This window comes from Kribbella voronezhensis, from assembly GCF_004365175.1.
GTDB lineage: Bacteria > Actinomycetota > Actinomycetes > Propionibacteriales > Kribbellaceae > Kribbella > Kribbella voronezhensis.
The window spans coordinates 194,450-208,195 of the sequence record NZ_SOCE01000001.1 but is presented as its reverse complement, the minus strand read 5'-3'; the positions used below and the strand labels follow the sequence as shown (position 1 = coordinate 208,195).

Sequence of the window (13,746 nt, the reverse complement as noted above, 5' to 3'; positions counted from 1 at the left end):
CATGATCCGGCTGGACGGCGTAGGACAGGTCTTCGAGGGCCGTGGCGGCAGCATCCAGGCCGTCGACGGGATCGACCTGCACGTCCAGGAGAACGAGTTCGTCACGTTGATCGGCCGGTCCGGGTGTGGCAAGTCCACCCTGCTCCGGCTGATCGCGGGACTACTGCCGCCGACGTACGGCGCGATCGAGGTGGCCGGCGAACCGGTCACCGGGCCGCGCCGGGACGTCTCGTTCATGTTCCAGCGACCCGCCCTGCTGCCCTGGCGCTCGGTACTGTCGAACGTCTTGCTGCCGGTCGAGATCTCCGGTGGGAAAGACAAGAGCAAGGACAAGGCGGCGTACCGCGAGCGGGCGCACGAATTGCTCGAGCTGGTCGGGCTGACCGGGTTCGAGCGCCGGCTCCCGCACGAACTGTCCGGGGGGATGCAGCAGCGGGTGTCGTTGTGCCGCTCGCTGATCCGTGACCCCAAGGTGATGCTGATGGACGAGCCGTTCTCGGCGCTCGACGCGCTGACCAGGACGGAACTGTCCGAGGAACTGCAGCGGATCCAGATGGAACTGGCGACGACGATCGTGTTCGTCACCCACTCGATCGAGGAAGCCGTTCTGCTCGCGGACCGGGTGGTCGTGCTGAGTCCGCGGCCGGGCCGGCTGCGCGAGATCGTCGAGATCGACATCCCGCGGCCGCGCAGCCTCGGGCAGAACGCGCACCTGACCGAGGTGGCGCAGATCAGCGGCCGCTTGCACGGTCTGCTGTCCGAGAAGTCCCCGCTGCCGGAGCAGGAGCAGGACTCACTGTCCGAGGGGCGGCGATGACGAAGAGATCCTGGCTGACCAGCTCGCGGTCGGCGGCGATCCTTCTGCCGGTGCTGGGCCTGTTCGCCGCGCTCGGGCTGTGGTGGCTGGCCGTCATCGTGTTCTCGATCGAGCCGTTCCTGCTGCCGACGCCGGGCGACGTGGTCACCACGTTCTTCGACCAGCCCGGCTACCTGCTCCAGCAGACCGGCGTCTCGTTCCTGGAGACGGTCGGCGGATTCCTGCTGTCGATCGTGACCGGGCTGCCGATCGCGTTCCTGATCGTGCGCTCGGTGATCGTGGAGCGGCTGCTCTACCCGTTGCTGCTGGCGGTGAACTCGATCCCGAAGATCGCGGTCGCGCCGCTGCTGGTGGTCTGGATGGGCTTCGGGTCCTGGCCGAAGGCCGTGATGGTGCTGCTGGTCTGCTTCTTCCCGATCGTGATCTCGACGGCGAGTGGGATGAAGTCCACCCCGGCCGAGTTGGTCGAACTGCTCCGCTCGCTGGATGCGACCAAGTCCCAGGAGTTCTTCCGGTTGCGTTTCGTCCACGCGCTGCCGCAGATCTTCACCGGCCTGAAGGTGGCCATCTCGCTGGCCGTGATCGGCTCGGTGATCGCCGAGTTCGTCGGCGCCACCGGCGGGCTCGGCTACGTGATCCAGAGTTCCGGTTCGAGTGCCGACACCGCGCTGGCGTTCGCCGGGATCACCTTGCTGAGCATCATGAGCATCGTCTTGTTCTACGGCCTCGTCCTACTCGAGCACTACCTACTGCCTTGGGCGCGGGAGAACCGGTGACTACCCAGGCTTCTGACTCGGACCGGCGCGTGCTCGTGCGGCCTGCCTGGCTGGAGGCGACCGTCTCGGCCGTCTTCACCGCGCTCGGCTTCGAACCCACCGACTCGGCGAACATCGCCGCCGCCCTGGTCGAGGCCGATCTGCGCGGGGTCAGCTCGCACGGCGTGATGCTGGTGCCGATGTACGTCGAACGCCTGAACGCGGGCGGTGTCACCCGCGAGCACGTTCTCGACATCGTCCACGACGCGGGTGCGGCGATGGTCGTCGACGCCCGCGGCGGGATGGGGCAGCTGTCCAGCCCGCACGCGATGAACCACGCGATCGAACGGTCCGGGCGATACGGGATCGGGCTCGTCTCGGTCCGCAACGCGCACCACTTCGGTGCGGCCAGCCGATGGGCGATGCAGGCCGCGCGGGCCGGCCGGCTGGGGATCGCGATGTCGAACACCACCCCGCTGATGCCCGCTCCCGGCGGAGCCGAACGGATCGTCGGCAACAACCCGCTCGCGATCGCCGTGCCGACCGACGCCGGGCCGGAGATCGTGCTGGACATGGCCCTCTCGGCCGTTGCCCTGGGCAAGATCCGGCTGGCGGAGTCGGCCGGCCGGCCGATCCCGGACACCTGGGCGACGGACCCGTCCGGCGTACCGACCACGGATCCGCAGGCCGCGGTGCTCGGGATGCTGTTGCCGGCGGCCGGGCACAAGGGGTTCGGGCTGGCGCTGATGATCGACGTCCTGACCGGCGTGCTCAGTGGTGGTGGCTGGGGCGACCAGGTCCGGCCGCTGTACCGCGAGCCGTCCCGGCCGAACGATTGCGCGCACCTGTTCCTCGCGATCGACCCGGAGTTGCTGGGTGGGATCGAGGGCTTCAAACGGCGCTCGACGGCGCTGGCGTCCCGGGTCCGGGGGAGTGCCACCGCGCCCGGGGTCGACCGGCTCTACCTGCCGGGTGAGATCGAGGCCGAGCGCGCCGAGTACCAGCGGCGCAACGGCGTACTGATCGAGAAGTCTGGGCTGGACGGGCTGCTCGCGACCGCGCACGCGGTCGGCGCCGTCGTACCGGCCGGAGGGGTGCTGCGCTGATGGGCAAGAAACAACTGACCAGTACCGCGCTGCACGCGCCGAACGGCGTGTTCTCGCAGGCGACCACGATCGAGGCGACCGGGCGACTGGTGTTCGTCTCCGGGATGACGGCGCGCCGGCCCGACGGCAGCATCGCCGGCGTCGGCGACATCTCCGAGCAGACCCGGCAGGTCTGCGAGAACGTGCAGTCAGCGGTCCGCGAGGCCGGTGGGACTCTCGACGACGTGTGCCGGGTCGACGTGTACGTCCGCAACATGGAGGACTTCGCGAAGATCCATGTGGTCCGGGCGCAGTACTTCAGCGAACCGTTGCCTGCGTCAACGATGGTCGAGGTCAGCAAGCTGGCCCATCCCGACTACCTGATCGAGATCAACGCGATCGCGGTGATTCCGTGACCGGAGTGGGTGATCGCGTGCGCGGCGTCGAGTGGGTCTGAGATGCGCTTCGTGACAGTGGACGACGCCGGGCGCGAGCGGCCCGGCGTACTGGACGGCGACGACGTCGTCCTGCTGCCTCATGCCGACCTGGTGGCGGTGATCGAGGCCGGTATGCCTTTGGATCTCAACGGTTTGCCGAGGGTCGCGCTGGCCGAGGTCGCGTTGCTCGCGCCGCTGCGGCGGTTCCGGCGCGACATCCTCTGCACGGGCTGGAACTACTGGGACCACTTCGAGGAGAGCAAGGGCAAGCGCGACGGTCAGGACGTCGACCGGCCGGAGCATCCCACCTTCTTCACCAAGGGCCCGGACGTGGTGATCGGCCCGTACGACGACATCGCGTACGACCCGGCGATCTCGGCCAAGTGGGACTACGAGGCTGAGCTCGCGCTCGTGATCGGCAAGACCGGCCGCAGCATTCCGGTCGCCGAGGCACTCGACCATGTCTGGGGTTACACGCTGGCCAACGACATCTCGCAGCGCGACCTGCAACGCGCTCACGGCGGCCAATGGCTGAAGGGCAAGAGCATCGACCGGACGATGCCGCTCGGGCCGTGGATCGTGACCGCCGACGAACTCGGCGACCCGCAGGACGTGCGATTGCAGTGCCTGCTCAACGGCGAGGTCATGCAGGACGCGTCGACCAAGCAGATGGCGTACGACGTGGCGACGCTGGTCAGCGAGTTGTCCTTCGGGATGACGCTGCGGCCGGGTGACCTGCTGCTCACCGGTACGCCGGCCGGGATCGGCAACGCCCGTGAGCCACAGGTGTTCCTGAAAGAGGGCGACGAGGTGATCACGCGCTCCGACCAGCTCGGCGAGCTGCGGAACACCCTGGTCTACCGGGAGCTCTCATGAACAACTCACTGGAGTTGTTGCCCGGCGGTGGCCGAGGCGGTCGTCGTACGTTGGCCGAGACCGCCGCGGCCGAGCTCCACCAGTTGATCCTGTCCGGCGAGCTTCCCAGCGGTACGCCGTTGCGCCTCGTCGAGCTGGCGAATCGGCTAGAGATGAGCCAGATGCCTGTGCGCGAAGGCCTGCGCCGGCTGGAGGCGCTCGGGCTGGTCGACATCATTCCGCATCGTGGCGCCTGGGTCCGCGAGCTGTCGCTGGAGGACCTGCGCGACACCCATGAGACCCGGCTTGCCCTGGAGAGCCTCGCAGTACGGGCGGCGGCTGAGCATTTCGGACCGGACGACCAGCGGCAGGCCACGGTCGCCCTCGCGGATCATCTGCGGTTGTCGCGGAGTGAGGACTCGATCGGGGCTCGACAGGCGCACGCGGACTTCCATTTCGCTCTCTACCGGGCCGGTGGGTCGCAGTGGCTGGCCCGGGCGATCGAGCCGGTCTGGCAGAACAGCGAGCGCTACCGGTTCAGCAGCCGGCAGACGCCGGCGCAGATCGAGCGCAACCGCGAAGAGCACCAAGCGATCCTCGATGCCTGCGTCGCCCACGATGCGAATGCGGCCGAGAAGGCGCTGCGGGCGCATCTGGACGGCGCGGTGCAGCGGATCACCGAGACGATGACCTCCCGGCAGGTCGCCCGGGACAAGGGGTCGTCATGAAGGTGACCTTCGACGCGACCGGTGAGGTCGTGGTCGTCACGGGTGGCGCCCGTGGCATCGGTGCCGCGCTGGCAGCAGCGGTCGTCTCGTGCGGCGGGACGGCGGTCGTCTTCGACATCACGGCGCCGGAGAACCAGGCGGTCGAGTACGTCGAGGTGGACGTCTCCGATCGCGCGGCGGTGACGGCTGCCGTCGACGGCGTGATCGAGCGGCACAGCCGGATCGATGGGCTGGTCGCCGGCGCCGCCGTCCAGCCCCGGTCCGCGGTGATCGACCTGGACCCGGCCGAGTGGACCCGGACGCTGCAGGTGAACCTGGACGGCGTGGTCTGGGTCTGCCAAGCGGTGGTCCCACACATGGTCGAGCGCCGCGCCGGCTCGGTGGTCGTGTTCACCTCGGGGATGGCCTCGACCGGGTACCCGGGCGCCGCGGCGTACGCGTCCGGCAAGGCGGCGCTGGTCGCCTTCGCCAAGACCCTGGCCGCCGAGGTGGCCGAGCACCGGGTGCGGGTGAACGTGATCGCGCCGGGCGTGATCGACACGGACCAGTTCCGTACTGCGAACCTCGGTGCGGACCGCGAGCACTGGCGCGACACCATAGGGATCGGCGACCCCGAGGACGTGGTCGGCCCGTTGTTGTTCCTGCTGTCCGACGCGGCGGCGATGACCGGCTCCCAGCTGACCCGGGAACGGGCCTTCGCCCGGCTCGAAGAGTTCTAGGAGATCCCGAGTGACCTCAGCACAGTCCCAGCTGCCCGTTGCCGTCGTCGGCGCGGGTCCGATCGGCCTGACCACCGCGCTCGGCCTGGCCCACTACGGCGTGCCGTTCGTGCTGCTCGAGGAGGACGCCGTGCTGTCCTCCGACACCAAGGCCGGTACGACGCTGACCCGGACGCTGGAGATCTGGAACCGGTACGGCTGCGTCGACGAGATCCTCGCGGCCGCGCTGCGGATCGACGAGATCGGTGACATCGACCGGGCGACGAACACGCCGCGGGCCTCGGTCCAGCTGGCCGAACTGGTGAACGACACGCAGTTCCCGTTCGTGATCAACCTGCCGCAGCAGACGATGGAGCCGATCCTCGCCGCCGCGCTGGAGCGCTCGGGCGGATCCGTGCTGACCTCGCACAAGCTGGAGTCGTTCGAGCTCGTCGACGACCACGTCGTACTGCGGGTTGCCACGCCGGACGGGCCGCGCGAGCTTCTCGCCTCGCACCTGCTCGCCTGCGACGGCGGCCGGTCGAAGGTCCGGGACGCACTCGGTGCGACCGTGTCGGGCGAGACATTGCCCGAGCGATACATGCTGATCGACGTCGTGGTGGACCTGGACGTCACCAACGCGCGTGACTACCCGTACCTGGCGTACTTCGCCGATCGGTCGGAGTGGATGGTGCTGATCCGGCAGCCGGAGTGCTGGCGGTTCCTGTTCCCGTTGGGCGAAGGGATGGAGCCGCCGGGCGACGAGGACCTGCTGGTGAAGGTGAAGCAGTTCATCGGCGAGGTGGACAAGATCGAACTGCTCGGCACCGTCGTCTACAACGTGCACCACCGGGTGGCCGATCACTGGTCCGCCGAGCGCCGGGTCTTCCTGATGGGCGACGCCGCGCACCTGATCACTCCCATGTGGGCGCTGGGCCTCAATACCGGGGCACTGGACGCGTCCAACCTGCCCTGGAGACTTGCCTGGGTACTGCGAGGCTGGGCTTCGCCGGAGCTACTCGACGGCTACGAGCAGGAGCAGCGGCCGGTAGCGATCAACGGGTCCGGTGAGATGGCCGAGGCGGCTCGCAAATACATGTCGCACCAGCGGGGCGCGGTGACGGCTGCCGGGAGTGACTGGGCTACCGCCTATACACGCACGCTCCTCGGTGTACGGCTGGATGTGGACGGTGAAGGCGACTGGTCGATGGTGATGACCAGTGCGGAGCCACCGGCTGTCCGGGCCGGTGACCGGGCTCCTGACCTCGCTCTGCACGGCCCACTCGGCAGGGAGACGATCCACGGGTTGTGCCGGGATTCCTTTGTGGCCTTGTACTTCACCGACGTCCGGCGACGACCGGACATCCCGGTGAACGACTCGCCGGCGCTCCGGCACTTCGCGATCTCCCGCTGGGACGCGCCGCTCGACTCCGGGTTGCGGGACCGCTCGCTGTTCGACCCGGGCAGCATCGCGACCAGCCGGTACGGCGTACCGGCGGACACCGTCGTATTGGTTCGCCCTGACGGGCACATCGCGGCGGTGGCTCCGATGCGCGCCGGTGTGGCCGAGGAGCTCTACAGTGGCATCACCGGCCGCCCAGTACCTCGGGAGGACGGCTGATGACGAGCTTCGACGAGCAGTTCCACGAGATCCTGCTGCAGACGGACGACCTGGAGTGGGTGGACAAGTCCCTGGCCGGGCTGTCCCACAAGATGCTCTGGCGGGACGAGCAGACCGAAGCCTCGATCGCGCTGGTGCGCTTCGAGAAGGGGAGCGGCATCCCGTCGGCTCACCGGCACGCGTCGAACCAGTTCATGTTCTGCCTGTCCGGGCGGTACGTGTACCTGCCGACCGGGACCACCCTGACCAAGGGCAGCTTCTACTGGAACCCCAAGGGCGTCACCCACGGCCCGACGCTGGCAGAGGAAACCTCTGTCCTGCTGGAGATGTACGACGGCCCGCACTACCCCGAGCGTCCGTCCTTCTACGACAACGATGCGGACGCCCGCTGAGATGGCCGGCTGGGATGTCCACACGCACCTGATTCCGCCGACCGTGCTGGCGGCGGCCGGCAGCTTCGGGCTGTCCGTCGACGGTGACCAGTTGGTTGTCGATGGCAACGAGCGGCTGCCGCTCCGCAAGCTCGGCGATCCGGCCGCCTTGCTTTCGTGGGTCGACGAGCAGCAGTTGGACGGTGCTGTGGTGTCCGTGCCGCCGGCGTTGTTCCGCTATGAGTTGGGCGTCGAGTGGGCCACCTTGCTCAACGAGGGACTGCGCGAGTTGGCAGGACCTCGTCTGCGCGTGCTCGGCCACCTGCCACTCCATCACCCGGCTGCTGCTGGAGTTGCCACGTCGCTGGCCGCTGAGGGAGTCTTCAGCGGCTTCGCCCTCGGTACTGCGGGCTTCGGCGCGCTGGACGAGGTGTGGCAGGTGCTGGACGCGCTCGAGGCGTTCACCTTGATCCACCCGGGCCACAGTCCGGACGAGCGGTTGTCTGCCCACTACCTGTCGAACCTGCTCGGAAACCCTTATGAAACAGGGCTTGCAGCGGCCGAGCTGGTGTTCACAGATGTTCCAGGGAGGTTCCCTGGGATTCGGTTCTGCCTCTGCCACGGTGGGGGAGTGACGGCAGCTTTGGCCGGCCGCTGGCAACGCGGTATCGACACGGCCCGGCCGGGGATCGAGCCGCCGTCGCTGTCCGTCGCGGAGGCGTTGCGACGGTTCTATGTCGACGATCTGGTGCACGATCCCGCGGCACTGACGTTGCTGCGGGCGACGTTCGGTGCGGACCGGGTGTTGGCCGGCAGCGACTGGCCGTTCCCGATGGGCAGCGATCAGGTCGATTCCGGGCGGGCGCAGGCGGGCGAACTGCTGACCAGACCGCTCGGTGGCGCGGCCGGCCAGGAGGTGGCCGAAGGATGAGAAGGACTTTTCGTCCGGGCCGAGATGTGATCAGATATCAAATCGTAAGCGGGGGCACCGGCATGAGTGGGGTGGGTGGATGAGCGCACGGAAGGGCATCGTGCTGCGCAGCTACGGGCCCGGCCAGCAGTTGAAGGCCGAGGAGATCGAGCTGGTCGCGGGACGGGGGGAAGCGCTGGTCGAGATGCGGGTGGCGGCTGTCACCCAGCTGGACCGGACCGTCCTGGCCGGCAAGCTGCCCCAGCAGTTACCGGCGCCGTTCGTCCCTGGCTCAGAGGGTGCGGGCGTGGTGCTGAGTTCGGAGAAGTATCCGGCCGGCACCGGGGTGGTGATCCGTGGTGGCGGCGTCGGAGTCTCCCTGCCGGGCACCTGGGGACAACTGGCCGTAGTACCGGATGGATCTCTGCATCCGTTACCGGCCGGCCTCGACCCGGCTGCTGCAGTGGCGATGCTGGCTCCTGCGTTGACCGCGCATACCGCAGTACGGCGGGTTGGTGCTGTGGTGGCGGGGGAGACCATCGTGGTGACCGGCGCGACCGGGCTGGTGGGCCGGTTGTGTACTGCGGTTGCCAGGGCGGCCGGTGCGGCCAAGGTGATCGGCCTGGCGCGCGCGGGAGAGTCTGTCGACGTACTGTCCGGGTTGGTCGATCAGATCGTCCGCGTGGACGAACTGGGCCAGGTCGGACGCGAACTGCAGTGGTGCGACGCGGCGATCGACACTGTGGGCGGTCCGGTCACCAGTGGCGTGATGAGTCACATCACGCCGGGCGGGCGGGTCGTAGTACTGGGCTACACGGCAGGGGAGTTCGCCACTCTCGACCTGCATCAGCTGATCGGCCGCGACCTGCGGGTCCTGCCGGTGAACATGCAGCGCACGTCGATCGAGCCCGGAACGGTTGCGCAGGTACTGGCTGACATCGCGCCGGCCGCAGTACAGCCCGACGTCGTACTGATGCCTGCAAGGGACGCCGAGGATGCACTGGACCTGCTAGGCGCTGCTACCGCGGACCGGCGGCTGCTGCTCGACCTCAGTGGGCTGCAGTGATCACGGCGCGGGCAAACTGTTGTCGGAGTGCACGTGAATGCCGACTCCCAGCTACGGTTACCTCGCAGACGTGAGTGCCGTGCAGGAGAGAGGTAACCCGTACCCCATGACCCGACGACTCGAGCTCACGCCCGGGGGACCGAGCGGCCGTCGTACGCTCGCGGAAGAAGCCGCGGCCGAGTTGCACGAACTCATCCTGTCCGGCGAGCTGCCCAGCGGTACGGCGTTGCGCCTCGAGGAGCTGGCCAAGCGGCTGGACATGAGCCAGATGCCGATCCGCGAAGGGCTGCGCCGGATGCAGGCGCTCGGACTGGTCGAGATCGTGCCGCACAAGGGCGCCTGGGTCCGCGAACTGTCGATGGAGGACCTGCGCGACACCCACCAGACCCGGCTCGCCCTGGAGAGCCTCGCCGTACGGGCTGCCGCGACCAGGTTCGCCGACTCCGACGCGGCGCTGGCGCGGGCCGCGCTGGCCGAGCACGTCCGGTTGTCGAAGGCGGGCGACATCATCGCCTCGCGGCAGGCGCACACCGAGTTCCACTTCGCGATCTACCGGGCCGGTGGGTCGCGCTGGCTGCCGCGCGCGATCGAGCCCGTCTGGCAGAACAGCGAGCGCTACCGGTTCGGCTCCCGGCAGACCAAGGCCCGGATCGAGCAGACCCGGCGTGAGCACCAGGCGATCCTGGACGCCTGCCTGGCCCACGACGAGGCCGGCGCCGAGGCGGCCCTGCGCGAACACCTGGAAGGCGCGATGCAGCGCATCACCGAAACGATGGAACGCCGCTACAAGAAGGACTGACCGGCTCTAGGCCGCCCGCTGAGCTGCGGGGTCAGCCGGCGTCACGCCGTACGACGGCGTCACGCCGTACGGCGTGGCGTTCGTCGTAAGTGGCTCAGTCGGCGAGGTGGGCGGGGAAGCCGCCGGTGGCGACCGGGCCCCAGCGTTGCGGGGTGATGCGGATCAGGCACTTGCCCTGCTTGCGCATCGCTTCGCGGTACTCGTCCCAGTCCGGGTGCTCGCCGGAGATCGACCGGTAGTAGTCGACCAGCGGCTCCACCGCGTCGGGCAGTTCGATCACCTCGCCGCTGCCGTCGATCTGGACCCACGGCCCGTTCCAGTCGTCGGACAGCACGACCACGGCGGTCTGCGGATCGCGCTGCACATTCTTGCTCTTGGCCCGTTCCGGATAGGACGAGATGACGATCCGGCCCTCGGCGTCGACCCCGCCGGAGACCGGGGAGATCTGCGGGGATCCGTCGGCGCGCCGGGTGACCAGCAGCATGTGATGGCGCGGCCGGACGAACTCGAGCAGCGCCTCGGTGTCGACCTTGGTGTTGGTGGCAATCGTTCTCGGCATACCGCCCACTCTCGCAGAGTCAGAGAACCGGCGTCTCCTGCACACTCAGCCAGCGGACCCCGTTGCGACCGGCCGGATCCGCCGTCAGCACCACGACGGTCCGCCGCAGCGAGCCGACCGAGTGCCGCTCGAGGAACCGGCAGACCGCGACCTCGGCAGTTCGTACGACGACCTCGAACTCCTCGATCCCGATCGTCAACCCCGGTACGGCGTTGCGCGCGCCGGCCAGTCCGGTCAGCAGGCCGTCCAGGTCGAGCTTCGCCCCGTCGATCGCGACCAGGGTGAACTCCGGCCGGTGCGCTGCCCGGATGCTGTCGAGCAGCGCCGGCTCCGCCTCGCTCCCGAGCCAGCGCGCCAGGTCCTCGTGATGCTTCTCGACTTCGGCCGCCAGATCCATGCCGCCGACCCTAGTGCCCGCGATCACTCGAACAACTTCGGATGCGGAGCACTAGGCGAGACGAAGGCCGGCGATCAGCAGGGCGACCAGGCGACGGGCGTCGTAGTCGGGGTTGTTCTCCGCGCCGATGCAGAGATTCCCGACCCCGCGCATCAAGGTGATCGGCTGCAGGTCGTCGCGGATCTCGCCGGCCGCGACGGCGGCGTCGAGCAGTTGGCCGCAGACCGGTACGAGGCGGTCGACGAAGTAGGCGTGAAGAGTCTGGAAGGCGGCGTTGTCGGACCGCAGCGCGCCGGCCAGCCCGTGCTTGGTGACCAGGAAATCGACGAAGAGATCGATCCACTGGGCCAGCGCGGCATGCGGGGAGGTGTTGGCGGCGAGCAGGGCCGGCCCCGCCTCGGCGCACGCCTCCACCTGGTGCCGGTAGACGGCGACGATGAGATCGGCCCGGGTCGGGAAGTGGCGGTAGATCGTGCCGACCCCGACCCCGGCCTTGGCCGCGATGTCCCGCACCGGCGCGTCGACCCCGGCAGCGACGAAGGTCGCGGCGGCGGCGTCCAGCAGGCTCAGCTCGTTCCGCCGCGCGTCGGCCCGCTTTCGCGGCTTCTCGGTCATGGCACTCCTTGTTAAACGGAACAACGTTCCGTATCGTAGCTAGCGGAACCTCGTTCCGCTTATCCCAGAGTAGCAACTTCGAGGAGATTGTCATGCAGTACCGCACTCTCGGCCGGACCGGCGTCCAGGTCAGCACGCTCGCGCTCGGCGCGATGAACTTCGGCCCGATCGGCCGCACCGACCAGAACGAGGCGACCGCGATCGTCGACGCGGCCCTCGAGGCCGGCATCAACCTCGTCGACACCGCCGACATGTACGGCCAGGGCGAGTCGGAGGAACTGGTCGGCAAGGCGATCGCCGGCCGCCGCGACGATCTCGTCCTGGCCACCAAGGCCACCCTGCCGATGGGGGAGGAGCGCAACCACCGGGGCAGTTCGCGCCGCTGGCTGGTCACCGAACTGGACAACAGCCTCCGCCGGTTGGGTGTCGACCACGTCGACCTCTATCAGATGCACCGGTGGGATCCGACGACGAGCGACGAAGAGACCCTCTCGGCCCTGACCGATCTGCAGCGGGCCGGAAAGATCCGGTACTTCGGGTCGTCCGGGTTCCCGGCGTACCGGATCGTGCAGGCCCAATGGGCGGCCCGGGAGAACCACCTGAGCCGCTACGTCACCGAGCAGCCCGGCTACTCGATCCTGCAGCGCGCCATCGAGTCCGACGTGCTGCCGGTCACCGCGGAGTACGGACTCGGCGTACTGGTCTGGAGCCCGCTGGCCTCGGGGTGGCTGTCTGGCGCGGTGCGGGCCGGCCAGGAGATCTCCACCAATCGCTCGGCCGCCCGGCCGGAGTGGTTCGATCTCAGCATCCCGTCGAACCAGGTCCGCCTCGATGCCGTCGAGCAACTGGTGAAGGTCGCCGAGGAGGCCGGGCTGACCCTGATCCAGCTCGCGCTCGGGTTCGTCACCGCGCACCCAGGCGTCACCAGTGCGATCATCGGCCCGCGCACGGTGGACCACCTGCACTCCCAGCTGGCCGCCGCGGACACCGTGCTGACCGCCGACGTCCTGGACGCCATCGACGCGATTGTCGCTCCCGGCCTCGACCTCGCACCGGAGCAGAAGTTCTACACCCCGCCGGCGCTGCTCGACCCGTCGCTGCGCAGGCGGTGAGCATGCCGAGTTTCGGGATCATGACCGCGCCGATGCAGGTCGGCTACGACGACGTACTCCGGGTCTGGCGCGAGGCGGACGCCATCGAGGAGATCGAGCACGCCTGGCTGTTCGACCATCTGCTGCCGATCGGCGGCGATCCGGACGGGTCGATCCTGGAAGGCTGGACGTTGCTGTCCGCCCTGGCCGCGCAGACCCAGCGGCTGCGCCTGGGGTTGCTGGTCACCAGCAACCGGTTCCGGCCGCCCGCGATGCTCGCCAAGATGGCCGCGACCGTCGACATCGTCTCCGGTGGACGCCTCGACTTCGGGATCGGCGTCGGCTCGCGTCCGGACCATCCGCTGGCCAGGCGTGAGTACGCGGCGCACGGCCTGCCTTTCCATGAAGTAGCCGATGCGGTGGGGAGCTTCGCCGAGGCGTGCACGGTGATCCGGCGGTTGTGGACGGAGACGTCGCCGTTCGACTTCCACGGCAACTACCTCGATCTCACCGGGGCGTTCTGCAACCCCAAGCCCTTGCAGAGTCCGCATCCGCCGATCGTCATCGGTGGCCGATCAGCCGCCGTACTGCGGATCGCCGCCGAGCACGCCGACGTCTGGAACATCCCCGGTGGCGACCTCGAGGACGTCGTACGGCGGAGTGCTCTGCTGGACCGGTACTGCGCGGAGATCGGCCGGGATCCTGCCTCGATCACGCGCTCGATCCATCTGCCGGTCTCCTATGACGAGCCCGGTGCTACCCGGGAGGCGATCGTCGAGGCGGTCGGCGCCGGCTTCGAGCACGTCGTACTGGGCCTCCCGGCGCCTTATCCGGCCAAGGTCGCCCAGTGGGTCGCGGATGAACTCATCACGTCGGTGAGGTAATCGGATGACGGGCGCGATTGACAGCGATCGAACAGGTGTTCGAACATGGAGGGGTGAC

General features: G+C 68.8%; 17 protein-coding genes. 14 read left to right on the top strand and 3 right to left on the bottom strand.

The window, feature by feature from the left end; translation table 11 throughout:
- The first annotated feature begins 1 nt into the window (after position 1).
- The 12 genes from EV138_RS00940 to EV138_RS00885 all read left to right on the top strand — a co-directional run bounded on the left by EV138_RS00940 (position 2) and on the right by EV138_RS00885 (position 10,142).
- Positions 2-817 carry an ABC transporter ATP-binding protein gene (locus EV138_RS00940; protein ID WP_112240977.1) on the top strand — a complete coding sequence of 272 codons (816 nt, stop codon included), beginning with the start codon at positions 2-4 and terminating at the stop codon, positions 815-817.
- Positions 814-1,593 carry an ABC transporter permease gene (locus EV138_RS00935; protein WP_112240979.1) on the top strand — a complete coding sequence of 260 codons (780 nt, stop codon included), beginning with the start codon at positions 814-816 and terminating at the stop codon, positions 1,591-1,593. The genes EV138_RS00940 and EV138_RS00935 overlap by 4 nt, the downstream gene beginning before the upstream one ends.
- Positions 1,590-2,678, top strand: a complete 1,089-nt coding sequence (locus tag EV138_RS00930; RefSeq protein ID WP_133976589.1) for an Ldh family oxidoreductase — start codon at positions 1,590-1,592, stop codon at positions 2,676-2,678. Before EV138_RS00935 ends, EV138_RS00930 begins: the two co-directional genes overlap by 4 nt.
- The gene (locus tag EV138_RS00925) at positions 2,678-3,073 is read left to right on the top strand and encodes a RidA family protein (protein ID WP_133976588.1); all 396 of its coding nucleotides are present in this window, start codon (positions 2,678-2,680) and stop codon (positions 3,071-3,073) included. The genes EV138_RS00930 and EV138_RS00925 overlap by 1 nt, the downstream gene beginning before the upstream one ends.
- A gap of 42 nt (positions 3,074-3,115) precedes the next feature.
- On the top strand, positions 3,116-3,970 hold the full coding sequence (locus EV138_RS00920; RefSeq protein ID WP_133976587.1) for a fumarylacetoacetate hydrolase family protein: 855 nt from the start codon (positions 3,116-3,118) through the stop codon (positions 3,968-3,970).
- Positions 3,967-4,677, top strand: coding sequence for a GntR family transcriptional regulator (locus EV138_RS00915; protein WP_133976586.1), 711 nt, complete (start codon positions 3,967-3,969; stop codon positions 4,675-4,677). The genes EV138_RS00920 and EV138_RS00915 overlap by 4 nt, the downstream gene beginning before the upstream one ends.
- Positions 4,674-5,396, top strand: a complete 723-nt coding sequence (locus EV138_RS00910) for an SDR family NAD(P)-dependent oxidoreductase (protein ID WP_133976585.1) — start codon at positions 4,674-4,676, stop codon at positions 5,394-5,396. Before EV138_RS00915 ends, EV138_RS00910 begins: the two co-directional genes overlap by 4 nt.
- Positions 5,397-5,406: 10 nt before the next feature.
- Positions 5,407-6,996: an FAD-dependent monooxygenase gene (locus tag EV138_RS00905; protein WP_133976584.1), complete on the top strand. Its 1,590-nt coding sequence runs from the start codon at positions 5,407-5,409 to the stop codon at positions 6,994-6,996.
- Positions 6,996-7,388, top strand: coding sequence for a cupin domain-containing protein (locus tag EV138_RS00900; RefSeq protein WP_133976583.1), 393 nt, complete (start codon positions 6,996-6,998; stop codon positions 7,386-7,388). The genes EV138_RS00905 and EV138_RS00900 overlap by 1 nt, the downstream gene beginning before the upstream one ends.
- Positions 7,372-8,298: an amidohydrolase family protein gene (locus tag EV138_RS00895; protein ID WP_238157878.1), complete on the top strand. Its 927-nt coding sequence runs from the start codon at positions 7,372-7,374 to the stop codon at positions 8,296-8,298. The genes EV138_RS00900 and EV138_RS00895 overlap by 17 nt, the downstream gene beginning before the upstream one ends.
- A 79-nt stretch (positions 8,299-8,377) precedes the next feature.
- Positions 8,378-9,343 (top strand): quinone oxidoreductase family protein, encoded by a 966-nt coding sequence (locus tag EV138_RS00890; protein ID WP_133976582.1) that lies wholly within the window; start codon positions 8,378-8,380, stop codon positions 9,341-9,343.
- Positions 9,344-9,449: 106 nt separating this feature from the next.
- Positions 9,450-10,142 carry a GntR family transcriptional regulator gene (locus tag EV138_RS00885; RefSeq protein WP_112240999.1) on the top strand — a complete coding sequence of 231 codons (693 nt, stop codon included), beginning with the start codon at positions 9,450-9,452 and terminating at the stop codon, positions 10,140-10,142.
- 94 nt (positions 10,143-10,236) lie between these two features.
- Here EV138_RS00885 and EV138_RS00880 read toward each other — a convergent pair whose 3' ends face one another.
- Genes EV138_RS00880 through EV138_RS00870 form a run of 3 tightly spaced genes read right to left on the bottom strand, consistent with a single transcriptional unit; the run spans position 10,237 to position 11,713 of the window.
- Positions 10,237-10,701: a PPOX class F420-dependent oxidoreductase gene (locus EV138_RS00880; RefSeq protein ID WP_133976581.1), complete on the bottom strand. Its 465-nt coding sequence runs from the start codon at positions 10,699-10,701 to the stop codon at positions 10,237-10,239.
- A 19-nt stretch (positions 10,702-10,720) separates the two neighbouring features.
- Complete coding sequence (locus EV138_RS00875; protein ID WP_133976580.1) at positions 10,721-11,098, bottom strand: hypothetical protein; 378 nt, start codon at positions 11,096-11,098, stop codon at positions 10,721-10,723.
- A 51-nt stretch (positions 11,099-11,149) separates the two neighbouring features.
- On the bottom strand, positions 11,150-11,713 hold the full coding sequence (locus EV138_RS00870; protein ID WP_133976579.1) for a TetR/AcrR family transcriptional regulator: 564 nt from the start codon (positions 11,711-11,713) through the stop codon (positions 11,150-11,152).
- Positions 11,714-11,805: 92 nt separating this feature from the next.
- On the opposite strand from EV138_RS00870, the gene EV138_RS00865 reads away from it, so the two are divergent.
- Positions 11,806-12,825: an aldo/keto reductase gene (locus tag EV138_RS00865; protein ID WP_133976578.1), complete on the top strand. Its 1,020-nt coding sequence runs from the start codon at positions 11,806-11,808 to the stop codon at positions 12,823-12,825.
- Positions 12,826-12,845: 20 nt separating this feature from the next.
- The gene (locus EV138_RS00860; protein ID WP_238157876.1) at positions 12,846-13,688 is read left to right on the top strand and encodes an LLM class flavin-dependent oxidoreductase; all 843 of its coding nucleotides are present in this window, start codon (positions 12,846-12,848) and stop codon (positions 13,686-13,688) included.
- Positions 13,689-13,746 lie beyond the last annotated feature (58 nt).

Bases quoted from the DNA above. Each gene is read 5' to 3' on its own strand.
- EV138_RS00940 (WP_112240977.1), top strand. From the start codon at position 2: ATGATCCGGCTGGACGGCGTAGGACAGGTCTTCGAGGGCCGTGGCGGC.
- EV138_RS00935 (WP_112240979.1), top strand. From the start codon at position 814: ATGACGAAGAGATCCTGGCTGACCAGCTCGCGGTCGGCGGCGATCCTT.
- EV138_RS00925 (WP_133976588.1), top strand. From the start codon at position 2,678: ATGGGCAAGAAACAACTGACCAGTACCGCGCTGCACGCGCCGAACGGC.
- EV138_RS00920 (WP_133976587.1), top strand. From the start codon at position 3,116: ATGCGCTTCGTGACAGTGGACGACGCCGGGCGCGAGCGGCCCGGCGTA.
- EV138_RS00915 (WP_133976586.1), top strand. From the start codon at position 3,967: ATGAACAACTCACTGGAGTTGTTGCCCGGCGGTGGCCGAGGCGGTCGT.
- EV138_RS00910 (WP_133976585.1), top strand. From the start codon at position 4,674: ATGAAGGTGACCTTCGACGCGACCGGTGAGGTCGTGGTCGTCACGGGT.
- EV138_RS00900 (WP_133976583.1), top strand. From the start codon at position 6,996: ATGACGAGCTTCGACGAGCAGTTCCACGAGATCCTGCTGCAGACGGAC.
- EV138_RS00895 (WP_238157878.1), top strand. From the start codon at position 7,372: ATGCGGACGCCCGCTGAGATGGCCGGCTGGGATGTCCACACGCACCTG.
- EV138_RS00890 (WP_133976582.1), top strand. From the start codon at position 8,378: ATGAGCGCACGGAAGGGCATCGTGCTGCGCAGCTACGGGCCCGGCCAG.
- EV138_RS00885 (WP_112240999.1), top strand. From the start codon at position 9,450: ATGACCCGACGACTCGAGCTCACGCCCGGGGGACCGAGCGGCCGTCGT.
- EV138_RS00880 (WP_133976581.1), bottom strand. From the start codon at position 10,701: ATGCCGAGAACGATTGCCACCAACACCAAGGTCGACACCGAGGCGCTG.
- EV138_RS00875 (WP_133976580.1), bottom strand. From the start codon at position 11,098: ATGGATCTGGCGGCCGAAGTCGAGAAGCATCACGAGGACCTGGCGCGC.
- EV138_RS00870 (WP_133976579.1), bottom strand. From the start codon at position 11,713: ATGACCGAGAAGCCGCGAAAGCGGGCCGACGCGCGGCGGAACGAGCTG.
- EV138_RS00865 (WP_133976578.1), top strand. From the start codon at position 11,806: ATGCAGTACCGCACTCTCGGCCGGACCGGCGTCCAGGTCAGCACGCTC.
- EV138_RS00860 (WP_238157876.1), top strand. From the start codon at position 12,846: ATGACCGCGCCGATGCAGGTCGGCTACGACGACGTACTCCGGGTCTGG.